Origin of the sequence: Tenacibaculum aestuariivivum, from assembly GCF_964507685.1 — a bacterium.
Taxonomy (GTDB): Bacteria; Bacteroidota; Bacteroidia; order Flavobacteriales; family Flavobacteriaceae; genus Polaribacter; species Polaribacter aestuariivivum.
In genome coordinates this window covers 1,977,543-1,996,973 of sequence record NZ_OZ208414.1, presented here as the reverse complement: position 1 = coordinate 1,996,973, position 19,431 = coordinate 1,977,543, and the positions used below count along the sequence as shown (strand labels likewise).

At 29.6% G+C, this 19,431-nt stretch carries 17 protein-coding genes and 3 tRNA genes; 11 read left to right on the top strand and 9 right to left on the bottom strand.

Features of this window, described 5'->3' with window-relative positions; translation table 11 throughout:
* Positions 1 to 288: 288 nt before the first annotated feature.
* Together ACN5J4_RS08935 and ACN5J4_RS08930 are read left to right on the top strand one after the other, a co-directional pair.
* Complete coding sequence (locus tag ACN5J4_RS08935) at positions 289 to 3,387, top strand: SusC/RagA family TonB-linked outer membrane protein (RefSeq protein ID WP_418649659.1); 3,099 nt, start codon at positions 289 to 291, stop codon at positions 3,385 to 3,387.
* Positions 3,388 to 3,397: 10 nt separating this feature from the next.
* A complete protein-coding gene (locus ACN5J4_RS08930; RefSeq protein WP_418649658.1) occupies positions 3,398 to 4,942 on the top strand; it encodes a RagB/SusD family nutrient uptake outer membrane protein in 1,545 nt (514 codons plus the stop codon).
* 71 nt (positions 4,943 to 5,013) lie between these two features.
* Here ACN5J4_RS08930 and ACN5J4_RS08925 read toward each other — a convergent pair whose 3' ends face one another.
* Complete coding sequence (locus ACN5J4_RS08925) at positions 5,014 to 6,081, bottom strand: proline racemase family protein (RefSeq protein ID WP_418649657.1); 1,068 nt, start codon at positions 6,079 to 6,081, stop codon at positions 5,014 to 5,016.
* Between the two features lie 15 nt (positions 6,082 to 6,096).
* Entirely contained in the window at positions 6,097 to 7,056 is a 960-nt protein-coding gene (locus tag ACN5J4_RS08920) for an ornithine cyclodeaminase family protein (RefSeq protein WP_418649656.1), read from the bottom strand.
* Positions 7,057 to 7,191: 135 nt separating this feature from the next.
* Here ACN5J4_RS08920 and ACN5J4_RS08915 point away from each other — a divergent pair, with 135 nt between their 5' ends.
* On the top strand, positions 7,192 to 8,502 hold the full coding sequence (locus tag ACN5J4_RS08915) for a S28 family serine protease (protein WP_418649655.1): 1,311 nt from the start codon (positions 7,192 to 7,194) through the stop codon (positions 8,500 to 8,502).
* Positions 8,503 to 8,754: 252 nt separating this feature from the next.
* Here ACN5J4_RS08915 and ACN5J4_RS08910 read toward each other — a convergent pair whose 3' ends face one another.
* The 3 genes from ACN5J4_RS08910 to ACN5J4_RS08900 all read right to left on the bottom strand — a co-directional run bounded on the left by ACN5J4_RS08910 (position 8,755) and on the right by ACN5J4_RS08900 (position 11,386).
* Entirely contained in the window at positions 8,755 to 10,737 is a 1,983-nt protein-coding gene (locus ACN5J4_RS08910) for a protein-disulfide reductase DsbD family protein (RefSeq protein WP_418649654.1), read from the bottom strand.
* A 16-nt stretch (positions 10,738 to 10,753) separates the two neighbouring features.
* Complete coding sequence (locus ACN5J4_RS08905) at positions 10,754 to 11,200, bottom strand: protein-disulfide reductase DsbD domain-containing protein (protein ID WP_418649653.1); 447 nt, start codon at positions 11,198 to 11,200, stop codon at positions 10,754 to 10,756.
* Between the two features lie 113 nt (positions 11,201 to 11,313).
* A tRNA-Met gene (locus tag ACN5J4_RS08900) sits at positions 11,314 to 11,386 on the bottom strand.
* A 367-nt stretch (positions 11,387 to 11,753) separates the two neighbouring features.
* Between ACN5J4_RS08900 and ACN5J4_RS08895 the strand changes: the two genes are divergently transcribed.
* From ACN5J4_RS08895 to ACN5J4_RS08865, 7 genes are read left to right on the top strand one after another with little or no spacing between them, the layout of a single operon-like run.
* On the top strand, positions 11,754 to 11,918 hold the full coding sequence (locus tag ACN5J4_RS08895; RefSeq protein WP_418649652.1) for a Lacal_2735 family protein: 165 nt from the start codon (positions 11,754 to 11,756) through the stop codon (positions 11,916 to 11,918).
* 14 nt (positions 11,919 to 11,932) lie between these two features.
* Positions 11,933 to 12,334, top strand: coding sequence for a DUF2452 domain-containing protein (locus ACN5J4_RS08890; protein WP_418649651.1), 402 nt, complete (start codon positions 11,933 to 11,935; stop codon positions 12,332 to 12,334).
* Entirely contained in the window at positions 12,319 to 12,630 is a 312-nt protein-coding gene (locus ACN5J4_RS08885; RefSeq protein ID WP_418649650.1) for a TIGR03643 family protein, read from the top strand. Before ACN5J4_RS08890 ends, ACN5J4_RS08885 begins: the two co-directional genes overlap by 16 nt.
* An 11-nt stretch (positions 12,631 to 12,641) precedes the next feature.
* The gene (locus ACN5J4_RS08880) at positions 12,642 to 14,102 is read left to right on the top strand and encodes a deoxyribodipyrimidine photo-lyase/cryptochrome family protein (protein WP_418649649.1); all 1,461 of its coding nucleotides are present in this window, start codon (positions 12,642 to 12,644) and stop codon (positions 14,100 to 14,102) included.
* A gap of 1 nt (position 14,103) precedes the next feature.
* Positions 14,104 to 14,730: a flavin reductase family protein gene (locus ACN5J4_RS08875; RefSeq protein WP_418649648.1), complete on the top strand. Its 627-nt coding sequence runs from the start codon at positions 14,104 to 14,106 to the stop codon at positions 14,728 to 14,730.
* Positions 14,731 to 14,733: 3 nt separating this feature from the next.
* Positions 14,734 to 14,862, top strand: a complete 129-nt coding sequence (locus tag ACN5J4_RS08870; protein WP_418649647.1) for a DUF2256 domain-containing protein — start codon at positions 14,734 to 14,736, stop codon at positions 14,860 to 14,862.
* Positions 14,859 to 16,346, top strand: coding sequence for a cryptochrome/photolyase family protein (locus ACN5J4_RS08865; RefSeq protein WP_418649646.1), 1,488 nt, complete (start codon positions 14,859 to 14,861; stop codon positions 16,344 to 16,346). Before ACN5J4_RS08870 ends, ACN5J4_RS08865 begins: the two co-directional genes overlap by 4 nt.
* Positions 16,347 to 16,380: 34 nt before the next feature.
* Here ACN5J4_RS08865 and folE read toward each other — a convergent pair whose 3' ends face one another.
* Entirely contained in the window at positions 16,381 to 17,037 is a 657-nt protein-coding gene (folE, locus tag ACN5J4_RS08860) for a GTP cyclohydrolase I FolE (protein WP_418651157.1), read from the bottom strand.
* A gap of 281 nt (positions 17,038 to 17,318) precedes the next feature.
* On the opposite strand from folE, the gene ACN5J4_RS08855 reads away from it, so the two are divergent.
* Complete coding sequence (locus tag ACN5J4_RS08855) at positions 17,319 to 18,080, top strand: CDP-alcohol phosphatidyltransferase family protein (RefSeq protein WP_418649645.1); 762 nt, start codon at positions 17,319 to 17,321, stop codon at positions 18,078 to 18,080.
* A gap of 198 nt (positions 18,081 to 18,278) precedes the next feature.
* On the opposite strand, the gene ACN5J4_RS08850 is transcribed toward ACN5J4_RS08855, so the two are convergent.
* The 3 genes from ACN5J4_RS08850 to ACN5J4_RS08840 all read right to left on the bottom strand — a co-directional run bounded on the left by ACN5J4_RS08850 (position 18,279) and on the right by ACN5J4_RS08840 (position 19,339).
* Positions 18,279 to 18,692 (bottom strand): 6-pyruvoyl trahydropterin synthase family protein, encoded by a 414-nt coding sequence (locus ACN5J4_RS08850; protein WP_418649644.1) that lies wholly within the window; start codon positions 18,690 to 18,692, stop codon positions 18,279 to 18,281.
* Positions 18,693 to 19,074: 382 nt separating this feature from the next.
* Positions 19,075 to 19,147, bottom strand: a tRNA-Met gene (locus ACN5J4_RS08845).
* 119 nt (positions 19,148 to 19,266) lie between these two features.
* A tRNA-Met gene (locus ACN5J4_RS08840) sits at positions 19,267 to 19,339 on the bottom strand.
* Positions 19,340 to 19,431 lie beyond the last annotated feature (92 nt).

Genomic DNA, 19,431 nt, shown 5'->3' with positions numbered 1-19,431 from the left:
AAAATGATATTTATATTAATTTATCTAAATAAAGTTTTAAATCCTATATTTTTTTTGCACTAAAATAAGTGAGAGAAATAATTTTATAATTTATTACTCAATTCAAATAATAGTAATATTACAAACATATACTAAACATCTAAAAAATACAAACTAATAGCTACTAGTTGTATTTGTTTTTTAATTCCCTGTACATTTGGACTTTAGAGTTCTAATAAACGTATTATACTTTACTAAAGTAATTATCTTTTTAATTAGAATTAAAACATAATTAATAAACCATTACATATGAATCAAAAAAAAACTCTCAAAAATGGTAAAACGATTAAACTTTCGTTTTTAACACTACTCATTTATTTTTTTATAAGTTACCCTTCTAAATTAATAGCTCAAGAAAATATTATAAATGGTAAAGTAATTGATAAAAGTGGTTTTTCTCTTCCAGGAACTTCTGTTATTATTAAAGGCACAGCTACTGGTGTTCAAACAGATTTAAATGGTAATTATAGCATCAAAGCTAAACCTAATAATATTTTAATTTTTAATTTTTTAGGATTTATAACTAAAGAAATTACCATTAAAGATAAAAAAACAATTAATATTACTTTACTTGAAGATGATGAAAATCTTGACGAAATTATTGTTGTTGGTTACGGTACTCAAAAGAAAAGCGATGTAACTGGAGCAATAGGACAAATAAAAACAGAAGAACTTAATAAAGTCGTTACCACAAACCCTACTGATGCTTTACAAGGTCGTATTTCTGGAGTTACCGTAACGTCTTCTTCTGGTAGTCCTGGGGCTGGTGCTGATATTGTAATTAGAGGTCTTGGTAGTTTCGGAAATAATCAACCATTATATATAATAGATGGTATACAAGCTGACCCTTATTTTATTGATGCAAAAAATATCGCATCAATTGAAGTTTTAAAAGATGCTGCATCTGGAGCCATTTATGGAACTAGAGCCGCTAATGGAGTTGTTTTAATTACTACTAAAAAAGGGAAAGTTGGAAAGTCTAAAATAGAAATTGAATCATCTATTAGCATTAATACTGCTAGAAAAAAAATAAAATTATTAGATGCAAATGGATATATTAATGTACATAAACAAATGTATGAAAATGCAGGTGTTACTTTACCTCAATATGTAACTACCCCGCCTGCAGTTAACACTAACTGGATAGATCAAACACATAAAGATGGTCAATTAAACTTATTAAATGTAAGAATGAGTGGAGCTTCTGACAATTTTAATTATAGCGTAGGTGCTAGCCATGCTGATGAAAAGGGTGTACTTATTGGATCAATGTTTACTAAAAAAGGAGTCTATGCTAATGTAGGCTTTACAAAAGATAAATTTAAAGTAAATACAAGTTTAAATTATAGTGAAACATATAGAGAAAATGAGAAATTTTCTTTGAGAGAAACTTTTCAAATATCTCCATTAATCCCTGTATTTGATAGTACTAAACAATCTGGATATGGTTATAGAGATGGAGACATACCTGACCATAGAAACCCTATTGGAGAAAATCATTTTAAAAATAGTTATACTAAATTAAAATACTTTCTAGGAAGTGTAAATATAAGCTATGAGCTTTTTAATAATTTAACAGCTAAAGCTAATTACTCTGTATCTAATTTAACAAATTATACTTATAACTTTCATCAAGCCTTTAGAGTAAGAGATGTACAAGAGCAAGAAAATGAATTTGCTTTTGTATCTGAATATAATAATGAGTTTAGAAGAATAAATCAAGAATATACATTAAATTATAAACTAGCTCTTGGTAAAAATAATTTTAATCTATTAGCTGGATATCAAAAAATTTCTGAACCTTTTAAAGAAACATACGGGCAAGCAGAAGGTTATAAACTAGATGATGATGATAATAAAATACCTGCAACTATTTTAGACCCTAATTTTAATACATTAAACGCTTTTAATGATGGTACTTATTTTGCAAGCGGTACAAATGCAGAATATCGTTTAGTTTCACAGTTTGGTAGAATAAATTATTCATATGATAATAAGTATTTATTTCAAGCTAGTATTCGTAGAGATGGAAGCTCTAAGTTTGGAAAAAACAATAAATATGGAGACTTTCCTTCTGTAGCTTTAGGGTGGAAAATTACTGAAGAAAAATTTATGCAAAACCAAAAATTCATCAACTTCTTAAAACTACGTTTCAGTTGGGGGCAAGCAGGTAATGATAGTGCCTTAGGATATTATGATTTTGTTGCGTTAATTTCTCAAGGAAAGAGTCAACATAATGGTGGTTATGTTTTTGGAAATCCTCAGAATTCTTATCAAGGAGGTATTGCTAGAACCTTACAAAATGATAATTTACAATGGGAAACCAATACATCTACAAATTTCGGAATAGATTTCTCCGTTCTAAATAACTCCCTTAAAGGCTCTGTAAATTACTATAACACTTCTACTGAAGACTTATTAATCACTAAAATTGTACCCATATCTGCCGGTATAGAAAGGCCTGTTGTTAATGTAGGAGAATTTGTAAACAAAGGACTTGAGCTTGAATTAGGATACACTAATCGAAATAATAAAATAAATTATGCCGCTTTTGCAACTTTTACAACAATCAACAGTGAAGTAACAAAACTTAGTAGTAATGATCAAGTATTATATGGAGATGGATTAAAATTTGGATCTGATCATTTTGTAAATCAAACAAAAATTGGATATGAACCAGGAGCTTACTTTTTACCTGTAGCTGATGGTATTTTTCAAAGTCAAGCAGAAATAGATACTCATGATCCTAATGGAACATTACAACCATCTGCTGAACCAGGTGATATTCGTTTTATAGATCAAAATGAAGATGGTGTTATTAATAGCGAAGATGAAGTATATAGTGGTACAGCAATTCCTAAATTTGAGTATAGTTTAAATTTATCTGCTGATTATAAGGGAATAGATTTAAATATTTTCTTTCAAGGAGTTGGAGGAAATAAAATATATAATGGCAATAATTTTGAATCTTTAGGCTTAGATAGTGGAAGAAACTTTGAAGCAGAAGCTTTAAAAGCTTGGACTCCTTTAAACACAAATACCTCTGTACCTAGAGCAATCTTAGGCGACCCTAACCAAAATAATAGAGCTTCTACACGTTTTCTTGAGAATGGAGACTATCTAAGAATTAAAACAATTCAATTAGGCTATACACTACCTGAAGAAGTATTAAATAAATTAGAAATAGATAAATTGAGAGTGTATGTTACAGGCCAAAATTTATTTACACTTACTGATTATAATGGTTTAGACCCTGAAGTTGGAGGTAATATTTTATCTAGAGGTATTGATAGGTCTTTATACCCAAAATATAAATCTTTTATTTTAGGAGTACAATTTCAATTTTAAAATTAAAACAATGAAAAATATATATAAAATAATTTTAACTTTCTTTTTTATAATTACAACAATTGCTTGTAATGATGAATCTTTCATTGAACAAGAATCACCAGATCAATTAACATCTGCTTCGTTTTGGAGAAATGCAGAAGATGCACAATCTGGATTAACAGCTGCTTATTCAGAACTAGAAGCTAGAAGTAACTTTTGGGATGGGTGGCAAGAAGGAAGACCTGTTGTAGAATATTTTAGATCAGATTATAGCTTACCTGGACCTGATGCCTCTAATTATAGCCACTGGATGTCTATTTTTAACTATAATTACACAAATGGTCATACATTTTTAAATATACTTTGGGCTACAAACTATAAAGGTTTAAACTTTTCTAATCAAGTAATTACCAAAGTAAATCAAATGAATGCTGGACAAATTTCAGCTAAGGAAAAAAAACAGATTATTGGTGAAGCTACCTTTTTAAGAGGTTATTATCATTTTAAATTATTAACATTATTTGAAAAAATAATAACAAGAACTCAATTAATATCTCAAGAAACAATAGACAAAGAGTTATCTACAAGACAAGATGCTTGGAAAGTAATTATTAAAGATTTTCAAGATGCTGAATTAATGTTAAATGTTACAGAAAACACACAGCCTGGTAGAGCTACTAAAGGAGCTGCCTTGGCGTACTTAGGAAAAGCATACCTTTATAAAGCTGGAGATGCAACATCTTCTGAAATAAGTGATTTTGAAAATGCAGCACTAAGTTTTAAAAGAATTGTTGAAGGTAATGCAGGTTCATATAATTTAGAACCTAACTTCTTAAGTTTATTTAATGGTGAAAACGAAAATAATCAAGAATCTATTTTTGAATTACAATTTAAAAGTGGAGATGCTAATTCTTGGAACGCCACAAGACTACATGCCTTTGTTGGTGATTGGTCTTTAGGTGGATGGGGAGGTATCGAAGCTAACCCAACTCTTGTTACAGAAATGAAAAGTGAAGGAATGATTGCTACAACTGGTCGTTATGATAGTAGATTATATAGCTCTGTATATTTTAGAGATGATTTTTTTAATGACACCAATACCAATGAAATGCAAGGATATACTTGGGATGAATTAATGAATAAGCAATATAATAACATACATGAAAACCACGTTTATTTCAGAAAATGGTTACCTAATTATGTATATGATAATTCATATGTTGGAGTTAATGTAGTATTGATGCGTTATGCTGATGTATTATTAATGTATGCTGAAGCTTTAAATGAAACTGGAGATACACCTGAAGCTATAAATCTTATTAATAAAGTAAGAGATATTCATGGTAATATGCCTGCAATAACAATAACCTCTAAAGAAGATGTAAAAAAACAAATTATTCATGAAAGAACTATGGAACTAACATTAGAATCTGTACGCTTTTTTGATTTGAGAAGATGGGGTATGTTAGATCAAGCCATGCAAGCTGCAGGAAGGTCAGAGTTTAGTGCATCTAAACACTCATATTTTCCTGTACCTTTAACTGAAATTCAAGCAAACTCTAAAATAAATTAACAAAATATTTTTTAATATTCTAAATAAAAAGCTTGTCAATATTAATTGACAAGCTTTTTATTTAGAATATATTATCGAAGAATAAACCCGTCTTTCATTGGGTCATTCGGGTCGATTACAAAAGTTTGCATTCCTGTAATATATGCTGTACCTTCTACTTGTGGTATTACAGCTTTAAAAGAGCCGTAATCTTGTTCAGAAACAACAGAACCTATAAATACCGAATCCGTAATACTTTCAATACTCATTGTTTGATTAAAATCAATTTCGTTTCTTTTTTTATGAATTGCCATTCTTCCTGAAACCCCTGAACCTGTTGGACACCTATCAACTTCTCCTTCTGCAAAAATACAGACGTTTCTACTATCATTTCCTGAAGGCTGTTTCGTGTTATCAACAAAAATAGTTCCGTATAAGAAACTTAAATCAACCTCTAAAGGATGTGTAATTTCAGTATCATTTTGCATAACGGCGTGTTTAATTTTCATTCCGTTAGTAATTAAATCACGATAAGAATTAGTACTTAAATCAAAATTAAAATTGTTTTTTGCCATATCGACATAAGCATAAAAAGCACCTCCATAAGCTAAATCATAGGTAACAGTTCCTAATCCTTCAACTTCAACCGTTCTATCTAAACCAACCACAAAACTCGGCACACAATGAAAACGAACCCCTATTACTTTGCCATCTTTTACATTCGTAAATGATGTAATTCGTCCGCAAGGAGCATCAATTTTTAAAATATTTTCACCTTCTCTTGCATCAATCCAATTCATTTCAACAGCTAAGGTTGAAATGGCAATAATTGCATGACCGCACATGGTCGAATAACCTTCATTGTGAAGAAATATAATTCCAAAATCTCCTTCATCATCATTGGGAGGCAATAAAATACAACCATACATATCAGGATGTCCACGAGGTTCAAACATTAAAGCGGTTCGTAAATTATCGAAATTATCTTTACAATAACGTCTATAATCTAACACCGAATTCCCTTTTAATTCAGGAAATCCATCAATAATTACACGCAACGGTTCGCCACCAGTATGCATGTCAATTGTTTTGATTTGTAACCAATCTTTATTGGGTTTAAAATCAGTATTTGAAAGTATATTTTGATATGTTTTACTCATTTTAACAACTTATTTTTACAGATTTTTATGTTTTTTATAGTAATAACTCGCCGCTACTAAATCTTCTAAAGCATGTCCTACCGATTTAAAAACTGTAATTTCTTCTTCATTTTTACGCCCTGTTTTTTCACCAGAACATAATTCAAATAAATCTGCATTAATGTCTTCTTCTTTTAAAACGCCTGTTTGTAACGGAATTAAGATATCGCCACTTTCTTTTAATCCTCCTTGATAGGTATCAATATAAACTGAACCTTTCGTAATTACTTCATTATCTGCCTCACGCATATCTTTTTTATATGCTCCAACTAAATCAACATGTTGCCCTGCCTTTAAATATTTCCCTAATACTAGCGGTGTTTTTGACAACGTTGCAGATGATATAATATCAACTTCGGATATTTTTTCTTCGATAGTTTTAACAGCAGTAATTGTAAAACTTTCATTTTTAAGCGTTTCACAAATTGCTTGTGCTTTACTAAAATTACGTCCCCAAATAAATACATTTTTAATTGGACGAACCGAAGCGTGTGCTTTAATTAAGTTAATTGATAAAGATCCTGTTCCTAACATCAATAATGATGATGAATTTTCTCTTGATAAAAAAGAAGATGCCAAAGCAGATGCTGCTGCTGTACGTTTTGCTGTTAAACTTTTTGCTTCTAAAATTGCTTTGATAGTTCCTTTTGTGGCATCTAAATAAATATACGTTCCGTTAATAGAAGGCAAATCAAACTGCTGATTTTCTGGACTTACCGTTACTATTTTTACCCCCGCATCTTTACTCGGATTCCAAGCTGGCATCAATAATAAGGTCGAATCCGCATTTACTTTTGGATTCGCAAAATCATGATGATGACGCATAGGAACCATCGTATCTTTTGATGAAAAAGAAGTTCTTAATTCAGCAACTAATTCTGAAAAATTAGTGTTGTTTTCGATAAAATTACTGTCTATTTGGATAATTGTTTTCATCTTTTAAAAATAGCTATTTTTAAACAATCCACCACATATTAACTACATATATACCAATATAAGCAATATACTTGTTAAAATAATATCAGAGCAAACACCATAAAGCCTGTATTTTTATCAAAAAATATTAATAAAGTGAAAAAACTACAATTATTCCTACTTGTATCTTTAGTCGTTTTTGCATCATGTAAAACAACTACAGAAAAAAAAATCGTATCATTTAAACAACAATTACAAACAACGTTTCCAAAAGCTCAAATAGATTCTATTGAAGCCAAAGATCATTTTACCGAAGCCTACCGAGTTATTTTAAAACAACATTTAAATCCTAAAAATCCTTCGGAAGGAACTTTTGACCATTACATGTATGTTTCGCATGCCGATTACAACAGTCCAACAGTATTAATTACCGATGGGTATGATTCTAGAAATAGAACGACCGAATTAAGTAAAGTATTCAAATCTAATCAAGTAATTGTAGAATACAGAATGTATGGAAAATCAAGACCTGATTCTATTCCTTGGAAATATTTAACAAACGATAATGCTATTGAAGATTATCATAAAATTGTTACCAAATTAAAAAGCGTATATGCTGGTAAATGGTTATCATCAGGAATTAGTAAAGGAGGAGAAACGACCTTAATTTATAAAGCTAAATATCCAAAAGATATTGATGTTGCCGTGCCGTATGTTGCACCGTTAATTAACGGATTAGAAGACCCAAGAACCAATGATTTAATCAATTCGGTTGGTAGCGACGAATGTAGAGCTGATATTAAAACTTTTCAAAGAGCCGTTTTAAATAACAGAAAAGAAGTTTTAGCCTTATTAGCAACACATGCTGAAACTAAAAAAATGAACTTTACAGAACTTTCTCAAGAAGAAGCGTTAGAATATGCTGTTTTAGAATTTCCTTTTTCTTTCTGGCAATGGGGAAGCGGAAAATGTGAAGATCTACCTTCAAAAGATGCTTCAGCAGAAGAATTATTCAACTATTTAAATAAAATTTCTGGTTTTTATGTTTATAATGATGCAGGATTCAATAAACTTTTGCCTTCTTTTTATCAGCACATGAGAGAATTAGGATATTATGGCTTCGATTTAGAACCTGTAAAAGATTTATTAAAAGTTGTTAAAAACTCTAGCAATAGTAGATTTGCTCCTAAAAATGTAGATTTAACGTATAATCCTGAATACATTAAAGAAATCAGAAATTATATTGAAACAAAAGGAACTAATATCTTATATATTCAGGGAGCTTATGACCCTTGGGGTGCTTGTGGACCAACACCAAAAGAAGGCGTTGATGCGTTAAAAATGGTTTTAGAAGGTGGTTCTCATGCGACTAGAATTAAAGATTTTTCTAACGAAGATCAACAAAAAATTTATGAAAAATTACAAGCTTGGTTAGGAAAGGATGTGAAATTATATCCTTTAAAATAATTAAAATCAGCTTATATGTGTGTTTTATCTACACTCATAAAATTAAAAGATAATATTATTCAAAAAAACACTTTAGAAGTTTCTAAAGTGTTTTTTTTTGAATCGTTTTAATAAATATTATTTCAATAGAAATAAATCCATCAACTAAATTTATTTCAGCTTGCATCTATTAACCATATGCAATACTTATATAAATTCAGTATAACAAATCGTACTTGGCTAAATATAAAAAGCATTTAAAAGTTAATTTAACTATTTATTAAAATTTGAAATTCCTTTTTCTAACCAATTAAAATATTCATTAGCATCTGGTGTGTAAGATGCTGGAGCAATTAAATTTGCTTCATCGTGTCCCATTAATACATAAAAGGGCTGCGAGTTTGCTTTATATTTTATGGTTTGTAATTCGCTCCATTTTTGACCTATATATTTTAATTTCTTTCCTGGATTTAATTTAGATTCGATAACCTCATCATCTTTCAATTTTCTTTTATCATCAACATACAAAGAAACTAAAACTACTTTATTTTTTAACACATTTAACACATTTGGTTTTACCCAAACATTTTGTTCCATTTTTCTACAATTTACACAAGCATGACCCGTAAAATCTATCATTACTGGCTTTCCTACTTTTTTTGCATACGCCAATCCTTTATCATAATCATGAAAAGAAATAATATCATGAGGTGGCATTAAATGTGCACCTTCTGGCAAATCTGTATGAGTTTTTTCTGAATTAGTACTTGAAATAATTTGAGTATTATTTTTTGCAAACCCTACTCCGTATGGAGATTCACTATAATGTTGTGGTGGTGGAAAAGCACTAATTAAGTTTAAAGGTGCTCCCCATAAACCTGGTAACATATATACGGTAAAAGCTCCTACAATTAAGCCTAAAAACAATCGCCCTACTGAAATATGATTTTGAGGCCCATCATGAGGTAATTGAATTTTACCTAATAAATATAATGCTAAGGCTCCGAATATAGCTATCCAAATAGCAATAAAAACTTCTCTTTCAAATAAGTGTAATTGTAAAACTAAATCGGCATTTGATAAAAACTTAAAAGCTAATGCTAATTCTAAAAATCCTAAAACTACTTTTACTGTATTTAACCATCCGCCCGATTTTGGTAATGAATTTAACCACCCCGGAAACATTGCAAATAATGCAAATGGCAATGCTATTGCTGATGAAAAACCTAACATACCTATAATAGGAGCAATACCTCCTTTTGATGCTGACTCTACTAATAATGTACCTACAATTGGCCCTGTACAAGAAAATGATACAATTGCTAAAGCCAAAGCCATAAAAAAGATACCGATTAAACCACCTTTATCAGCCTGATCATCTACTTTAGTAGCCCATGAACTTGGTAAGGTTATTTCAAAAGCACCTAAAAAAGATACTGCAAAAATTACTAATATTAAAAAGAAAGCAACATTAAACCAAACATTTGTTGATAACGCATTTAAGGCATCTGCTCCAAAAAGTCCGGTTACTACCGTTCCTAACAATACATATATCCCTATTATTGATACTCCATAAATAATTGCATTTTTAATCCCCTGAGCTTTACTTTTACTTTGTTTTGTAAAAAAGCTTACGGTCATAGGAATCATTGGAAAAACACAAGGTGTTAACAATGCTGCAAATCCTGATAAAAAAGCAATAAAAAAGATTGCTATCATTCCTTTTTTATCTTTATTTTTTGTGTTATCTATTGATTTAACTACATGAGAAGTGGCTTCTTTTTTTAATATTGCAGTACTCAAATCAAACACTAAATCGATTTCTTTTGGAGGTAGGCACTGCTCATCGGTACAAGCTATAAACTCTACAAAAGCATTAATTTTTTTTATATCAGCATCAAGTAATTTAATATTTTGTTCAAAAACAGCTTTATAGGTAAATGTTTTAATATTCATTCCCTCTTCATTAAAAAGCGTGGTAAACTTTATTTTACCTTTTGGCTCTTTAGTATTTCCTAATAATTTGAGGCTACCTCCATTATCATCATACGTAAATGTAGTTGGTATTGGGCCTCCACTAGGTACTTTTTGAGAATATAAGCTCCAATCTGGCTTGATCGTAGCTTCTGTAATTAATTTATATTTTGAGGCTGATATCTTTTCTACTTTAGTTTCCCATTTAACAGGGTTAAATATTTGACCTGCAACGGTAAAATTAATAATTAAACTAAATAGTAGTACTAATATTTTTCTCATCTGTTTTTATTGATATTTAATTAATTGCAAAAGATAAATCTACTTCTTTTGGCGGTAAACAAGTTTCGTTTGAACAAACCATAAATTCAACAGTTCCTTTTATAACAAATTTTTCATTTGTTTTTAATCTAACTCGTTGCTTAAATACAGCTTTATTATCAAAATATTTAATACGCATATTAAATATTTCATCATCAATAATATACCCTTCCTCTTCTTTTGTGTTGCCTTTTTTTAAGTAGCGTTTATCTCCAGCAAAAGAAAACAAGGTGGGTATCGGCCCTCCTTCACCTATTTCTTGAGAATAAATATGCCATTCATCATCTAAAGTAGCAATAGCTATTAATTCACTTTCGTAATCTGATATTCTCTCGACAATAGTAGTCCATTTTACAGGGTTATGTATTTGCCCATAAGAAATAAGACATACTAAAAACATAAAAACCATTGTTAATTTCCTCATTACTACACTATTAATTATGTTATTTTAATTTCTGTAAAAATAACATCTTTCTTTATTAAATAGCCTTTTATTCAAAAAAAAAAGAGTAATCATTACTGATTACTCTTTTATAGTAGCGGGAACTGGACTCGAACCAGTGACCTTCGGGTTATGAGCCCGACGAGCTACCTACTGCTCTATCCCGCGATTTTGTGGGGCAAAGATAGTATTTTTCTTCTTTAAAAAAGAAAAAATCTAAATAATTACCATTTTATTTTTCAACTAATTATTTTATAAAAAATATTAAGTACATGTTATTATTTTTCTAAAAAACAGGTATAATTTTAACAAAAAACACAATATAAGAAAACATTAGCTTACTAAAAAACAACATAAAAAATCATTTTTATACCCCAAAAAAAATAAATACTCATTTTAAAATAGCAAAATTTATCCAACTAAATACTAAAATAATATTTTGTTTAACTTTAGTTAAAATTAGTTAAACATTCATTATCTTTATAAAATAATTTAGTCAAGAACGTAACCTTTAAAACTATAAACTCTTATAAAAATGTTCGGAATATTTAAAAAGAAAACAATAAAGGAAAAACTTCAAACTCAATATGAAAAACTTTTAAAAGAAGCACATGTTTTATCTACAATAAACAGAAAAATGAGTGATAAAAAAAGTTTTGAAGCAGAGGAGATAATGAAAAAATTAGAAAAACTGAGTTAATACAATTTTATATAATGACTAAAAATAAAAAACCTGACAATGTAGTTTTTAACACTATAACCCAAAAATATGATGCAGCTTTAAAGCCTTACGCTACATCTGTAGGAGCACCTGTAATTACCACTACAGATAGTATTGCTTGGAAAAACAGAAGCATCAATAAAATAAATCATAAAGTAGCAGCTAAATATTTAGAGCTTAAAGCAGAATATGATAAAATGATGGAAAACTTTGAATACAATAAACTAATTTTTGATGCCAATTTTACTTTTGAACCTATTATAGGCCAAATATATCATCTTTATAAAAGAAAAGACGGAACATCATTTCTTTCTATCATAGCACCTGAGGAGTGCAATTTTAACGCATTTGGTAGTTTTTATTTAAATGTTGATCAAGTATGGGAAAAGGTATAATTAACACAACAACAAGCATACAAAAATTTACAGAAAGAGAATTGGATCGAATTATAGAAATGGCATGGGAAGACAGAACTCCTTTCGAAGCCATATTATTTCAATTTAAACTATCTGAAAAAGATGTTATCAAATTAATGCGCAGCTACCTTAAAGAAAATAGTTTTAAACGCTGGCGTAAACGAGTAAATAGTAATGTGAGTAAAAAGCATCTACAAAAACGAAGTTCAAACATTACGCGTTTTAAATGCTCACGACAAAAAGCTATTTCTGGAAATAAAATAAGTAAGCGTTAAAATTTAAATTGTTGAATAAAAAAACTATAAATATTGTTTGGTTAAAGCGTGATATACGCTCTCAAGATCATGAATCATTTTTAGAAGCTGAAAAATCAAAGCTTCCTTATTTGATAATTTACTTATTTGAACCTGACTTAATAAATTATCCTGATACTAGCTTACGTCATTTACAATTTATATATCATTCTATTAAAGCTCTGAATACAACTTTAAGTAAATTTAACAGACATGTTGATATGTACTATGGAGATGCTACTAGTGTTTTTAAATTTTTAACTGATCAAGTTAACATTAACCAACTATTTAGCATTCAAGAAAGTGGTACAAAATTAACATGGCTACGTGATAAAAACATAGCTTTACTCTGTAAAAAAAATAATATTACTTGGACAGAATTTCAAAGAGATGGAATTATAAGGGGTATTAAAAATAGAGATAATTGGAGTAAAAAGTGGCGTATGAAAATGCATCAACCCATTATTAAAAATAGGTACTCAACATCAATATTAAACAAAACAACACATCCTTTCAAATTACCTGAAAATTTTATATCAAAATTAGAAGTATACTCCAAAAGTTATCAACCAGCGGGTGAACAAAATGCTTGGCGTTACTTAAAATCATTTACTTTAAAAAGAGGATTTAAATATCATAAACATATTTCAAAACCTACTGAAAGTAGAGTAGCTTGTAGTAGAATATCACCATATTTAGCTTGGGGAAATATTAGCGTAAAACAAGCTTTTCAATACGTAGGCACCCATCCTAACGGTACTAATAATAATGCGGCTTTTTCAGGAATGCTGACACGCCTTCACTGGCATTGTCATTTTATCCAAAAATTTGAAGTTGAGTGTAAATATGAAACTCATTGTATTAATATTGGCTACGAATTATTGAAACATGACAAAAATGATGCTTTTATAAAAGCATGGAAAATAGGTAATACTGGGTACCCTTTAATTGACGCTTGCATGAGAGCCGTTGAAGCAACAGGGTGGATTAACTTTAGAATGAGAGCGATGCTTGTTTCTTTTTTAACCTTAAATTTAGATCAAGACTGGAGAGAGGGTACTTATCATTTAGCTAGGTTATTTCTTGATTATGAACCAGGCATTCATTTTCCACAATTTCAAATGCAAGCAGGCACAACAGGCATCAATACAGTACGCTTATACAATCCTATAAAAAACTCACAAGAACATGATCCGCAGGGAATATTTATAAAAAAGTGGATTCCAGAATTATTAAATGTTCCAACAGCATACATTCACGAACCTTGGAAAATGAATACTATGGAACAAACTTTTTGCGGGGTTACTATTGGAAAGGATTATCCACTACCTATTGTAAATCAAAAAGAAAGTGCAAAATTAGCTAGAGATAAAATTTGGGGACACAAAAAACATCCTGCTGTACAGAAAGAAAAAAATAGAATATTAAATACTCACGTAAATAAAATAAACTAAAATGCAATATACTAAACACGATATTAAACAACTAGATTGGGTAACCAAAATTAAAGTAATTAATTCTGTAACAGGTATAAAACCAGCTAATCTTATAGGTACTATAAGTAACAACGGTAAAACCAATGTTGCTATTTTTAGCTCGGTAGTGCATCTGGGTAGCGACCCTGCTTTAATAGGTTTTATAGTAAGACCTTCAGGAGAAATACCACGACATACCTACAATAACATTCTACAAAATGGATATTACACAATTAACCATATTCATCCTGAATTTTCTAAAAAAGCTCACTATACCTCCGCTAAATTAGATGTTTCAATATCTGAATTTGATCGATGTAATTTATCAGAAGAATATATTACCAATTTTAAAGCACCATTTGTAAAAGAAAGTAATTTTAAAATAGGAATGCGTTTTAAGGAAGCTATTGATATTTCTTTAAACGATACCATTTTAGTTATCGGAGAAATTGAACACCTTATACTACCCGAAAATGCAATTATAAATAACGATGTGAATTTAGAAACTACAAATAGTGTTGGAATTTCTGGACTAAACAGCTACTACTCTTTAAATAAAATAGCAAGCTACCCTTACGCTAGAGCAAGTGAAGTACCTGAGTTTTAAAAAATGAAAAAACAACACCTCCCTCAAAAAACATGTAAAGTATGTGAACGCCCATTTACATGGCGTAAAAAGTGGGAAAAGAACTGGAACGAAGTAAAATATTGCAGCCAACGTTGCCGAAAAAAAAAATGACACAAGTTAGTTTAGTATTTCCTCATCAATTATTTCAAAAATCTCCTCTTTTTGAAACCAATTCACCTATATATATTATTGAAGAATATTTATTCTTTAAGCAATACTCTTTTCATAAACAAAAAATAGCATTTCATAGAGCCACCATGAAGTACTATGCTAATTACATTAGTAATATTAAAAATATTGAAATACATTATATTGAAAGTATTAATACCATTTCTGATATAAGAATACTAATTCCTTATTTAAAAAGCATAAATATTACTCATGTTAATTATATAGACACGACAGATAATTGGCTTGAAAAAAGAATAAAAAAAGGATGTTCAAATAATAATATTACAACTAAAATATACAAATCACCTTTATTTATAAACACAAAAGAAGACTTAATAAGCTTCTTTAAAAAAGATAAAAAAAAATACCATCAAACGACTTTCTATAAAGAACAACGAAAAAAAAAGAACATACTTATAGAGCCAAATGGAACACCTACAGGTGGTAAATGGACTTTTGACACCGAAAACAGAAAAAAATACCCTACTAAAAAAACACCTCCTTCAATTCAATTTCCTAATACAGATAGTTACTATAAAGAAGCTACACAATATGTAAAAACTCACTTTTTTGCTAACTTAGGAAATCTAACAGAGTATGCGCTTTACCCAACTAATTTTAAAAACACGAAACAATGGTTACTTCAGTTTTTAGAACAACGATTTTTAGAATTTGGAACATACGAGGATGCTATTATTGCAGAAAACTCAATACTTAATCATAGTGTATTAACCCCTATGCTAAATGTAGGGTTGATAACTCCTAATGAAATTATAAAAACCTGTCTAACCTACGCAAAAGAAAACAATATACCCATTAACTCTACAGAAGGTTTTGTTAGACAAATTATAGGTTGGCGAGAATTTATAAGAGGTGTTTATGAAACCAGAGGAAGTGAAGAACGCACTACCAACTTTTGGAAATTTAAAAAGAAAATACCGGCTTCATTCTACAACGGAACCACAGGTATAAAACCTATTGATCAAACAATTAAAAAAGTACTTAAAACAGGCTACTGTCATCATATAGAGCGCTTAATGATACTAGGTAATTTTATGATGCTTTGCGAATTTGACCCTGATGAAGTATATAAATGGTTTATGGAACTTTTTATTGATGCTTATGACTGGGTAATGGTTACCAATGTTTACGGAATGAGTCAGTTTTCAGACGGAGGATTAATAGCTACAAAGCCCTATATAAGCGGTAGCAACTACATTATTAAAATGAGTAATTATAAAAAAGGAGAATGGCAAACCGTATGGGACGGACTATTTTGGAGGTTTATGCACATACATCGTAATTTCTTTTTATCAAACCCAAGATTAGGAATGCTAGTACGTATGTTTGATAAAATGCCTATTGAAAAACAACGAATGCACATAAACAATGGTGAAAAATATTTAACATCATTAAAAAATTAAAATCTCACCAAATAATATTTATAAATTAGAAATACTACTGCTTAAGGTAATGCTGTAACTCAGCTATTTTCTGAGATGTATTAAATACGCCACCATAAAAAGAAGTAACCGTAGCAGAGGTATCATCTTTAATACCTCTAGACGAAACGCACAAATGCTTTGCATCAATAATAACAGCAACATCATTTGTATTTAAAATAGCTTTTAAATTTTCCGCAATCTGATTTGTTAAACGTTCCTGTACTTGCGGGCGTTTAGCATAATACTGCACAATTCTATTCAACTTAGAAATACCAATAACCTTTCCTGAAGACACATACGCAATATGCGCTTTACCAATTATGGGTACAAAATGATGTTCGCAATTAGAATAAAAAGTAATATTTTTTTCAACCAGCATTTGCTTGTATTGATATTTATTATCAAATAATGCAATTTTAGGCTTATTAGCAGGGTTAAGTCCTGAGAACACCTCATCTATATACATTTTAGCAACCCTATTTGGGGTACCCTTTAAAGAATCATCTGTAAGATCTAAACCCATAACATCCATTATCTGAGCAAATAAATTAGAAATTTTTTCTTTCTTTTCATTATCAGACAATACAAAAGCATCTGCTTTCATGGGGGTCTCTAAACCAGTACACATATGATCATCTCCTATATCATCAATAGAAAAATCACCAATTATATTCTCATTATTAGCCTATATACCTTTTGTTTTTGATTTCATATTTTATTGCTATAAATACTTACACTATTAAAAACTCGGAATGATTATATAAATATCATCAAACACTCTAGCAAATTTAAACAATTGTTTAACTAAAAACTAAAAATAATAAACAAAAAACAAATACCATTATCAATTATATCTATGAAGCTGTTGTATATTTGCGTTCAATAAAAATAGAAAAACTCTTTTTAAAAACAGTTAACAATACAGTTATCCATTTTTTCCGAAATCAAAATATGTCTAAATTACCTAAAGAATATAAATTTATAGATCTTTCTGACTACGGAAGACCAGTAGCAAGAATAATTGTTAATCAAATTAAAAAAACCTCATACACTCCAATTGATGTTACCATATGGTTTATCATTTCAGGTCTTATAGCCATTACCTGCATACTGTTAGGTTACTATTGGGCAGCTGCTTTTTTCTTACTACTAAAATCAACACTTGATGCTGCAGACGGGGAATTAGCTAGAGTAAAAAAAACACCTTCACACACAGGTAGGTACCTTGACTCTGTTGCCGATATTATTTTAAACTTCTTTATTTTTGCGGCACTATGGTACATTACAGATGCTTTTTACATATATAGCTTTTTAGCCTTTTTAGCAATTCAATTACAAGGTACATTGTATAACTATTATTACGTTATTCTTAGAAACAACGTAAATGGCGATACTACTAGTAGAATTTTTGAACACAGCACACCAAAAGCTTTAAAAGGAGAAAAACAAAAAAACGTAAACCTTTTGTTCGGAATTTACAAAGCGCTTTATGGAATATTCGATAAAACAATTTATGCCCTAGACTCAAACGCCTCAGAAACCAAACGCTTTCCTAATTTATTAATGACAGCCCTATCTACTTTCGGACTTGGATTTCAACTTCTAGTCATAAGTCTACTGTTAGTTTTAGGACTAAAAGAATACATTGTTACATTTTTCTTATGGTACTCATTAATGATTCTCGTTTTTATAAGTATTCGAAAACTATTATAATTAAAAAGCAGTTTTAAATAAATTATTTCAAAAGCAACTCCAGCTTTACGCACTCGCTCTTTGCAAGGAACTCAAACAAATGCTTCAATCAGGACTAAGCTAATTTACCTAGTATAATATTTAAACACAAATGCTGTTTTAATACTTAAAAAATATTAAAACAGCATTTAAAAAACAACAACATTAATCTAACTAAATTTAAACATAAGGATACACTACATAATTACGCTTAGTTTCATAAAGTTTAATACTTAACTCTAAACTATCATCTAACAAAGGCTTAAGTATATTGTAAATAACCATTGCTATATTTTCTGCAGTAGGATTTAAAAATTCAAACTCCTTAACATCTAAATTTAAATTTTTATGATCAAACCTATCAAGCACTTCACGTTTAATAAGGCTTGATAAAATTTTAGTATCAATAACATACCCTGTTTCTGGATTACAAAAACCAATTACCTTAACCTCAATATCGTAATTATGACCATGGTAATTAGAATTATTACATTTACCAAAAACAACACTATTCTTTTCATCACTCCAATTAACATTATGCAACCTATGAGCAGCATTAAAATGTTCACAACGTACAATGGCAGTTTTATTCATATCTATAAAAATTGTAATTATATTAATTAGCCTTAAACTAACAAAATATTTTGTTTATAATTAACTAACAAAACATAAACAAAAATACAAAATATTACAATAGTTATAAAGAAGAGTTTTATATTTTTTAAAACACTTTTTATCAATAAATAAAATAGAAGTTTTAGGGTACAGAGGTTAATAAATTTATAACAGTCATAATTTATTAAAAAACAAACAACTTATATAAATGAAAAAGTTAATTAACAATATTGAGGTAAAAATTATATACAACAACAAAAACGACTAAGCATTAAATTTTCAATTGATATTGTTATTATTAAAATATTTACCCAACAAAAAGCTCCTTACATTAAATGTAAGGAGCTTTAATTTAAAATAGTAGCGGGAACTGGACTCGAACCAGTGACCTTCGGGTTATGAGCCCGACGAGCTACCTACTGCTCTATCCCGCGATTTCGAGTGCAAATATACAATCTTTTACATACCCGACCTAATAAAAATTGTTTTTTATTTATTTTTAAATTTTAAGCATAAAAAAAGCTTCACATTTCTGTGAAGCTTTTGAGCTTAGTAGCGGGAACTGGACTCGAACCAGTGACCTTCGGGTTATGAGCCCGACGAGCTACCTACTGCTCTATCCCGCGATTTCGAATGCAAATATACAATTTTACCTTTCATTTATCCAAACAAAATATCTTTTAAAACAACAAAATATATAACTGTTAGATTATCAGAG

Coding starts and splice junctions, on each gene's coding strand:
- ACN5J4_RS08865 (WP_418649646.1), top strand. CDS start 14,859: ATGACACAAGTTAGTTTAGTATTTCCTCATCAATTATTTCAAAAATCT.
- ACN5J4_RS08920 (WP_418649656.1), bottom strand. CDS start 7,056: ATGAAAACAATTATCCAAATAGACAGTAATTTTATCGAAAACAACACT.
- ACN5J4_RS08930 (WP_418649658.1), top strand. CDS start 3,398: ATGAAAAATATATATAAAATAATTTTAACTTTCTTTTTTATAATTACA.
- ACN5J4_RS08890 (WP_418649651.1), top strand. CDS start 11,933: ATGACTAAAAATAAAAAACCTGACAATGTAGTTTTTAACACTATAACC.
- ACN5J4_RS08870 (WP_418649647.1), top strand. CDS start 14,734: ATGAAAAAACAACACCTCCCTCAAAAAACATGTAAAGTATGTGAACGC.
- ACN5J4_RS08885 (WP_418649650.1), top strand. CDS start 12,319: ATGGGAAAAGGTATAATTAACACAACAACAAGCATACAAAAATTTACA.
- ACN5J4_RS08855 (WP_418649645.1), top strand. CDS start 17,319: ATGTCTAAATTACCTAAAGAATATAAATTTATAGATCTTTCTGACTAC.
- ACN5J4_RS08935 (WP_418649659.1), top strand. CDS start 289: ATGAATCAAAAAAAAACTCTCAAAAATGGTAAAACGATTAAACTTTCG.
- ACN5J4_RS08925 (WP_418649657.1), bottom strand. CDS start 6,081: ATGAGTAAAACATATCAAAATATACTTTCAAATACTGATTTTAAACCC.
- ACN5J4_RS08910 (WP_418649654.1), bottom strand. CDS start 10,737: ATGAGAAAAATATTAGTACTACTATTTAGTTTAATTATTAATTTTACC.
- ACN5J4_RS08875 (WP_418649648.1), top strand. CDS start 14,104: ATGCAATATACTAAACACGATATTAAACAACTAGATTGGGTAACCAAA.
- ACN5J4_RS08850 (WP_418649644.1), bottom strand. CDS start 18,692: ATGAATAAAACTGCCATTGTACGTTGTGAACATTTTAATGCTGCTCAT.
- ACN5J4_RS08895 (WP_418649652.1), top strand. CDS start 11,754: ATGTTCGGAATATTTAAAAAGAAAACAATAAAGGAAAAACTTCAAACT.
- ACN5J4_RS08905 (WP_418649653.1), bottom strand. CDS start 11,200: ATGAGGAAATTAACAATGGTTTTTATGTTTTTAGTATGTCTTATTTCT.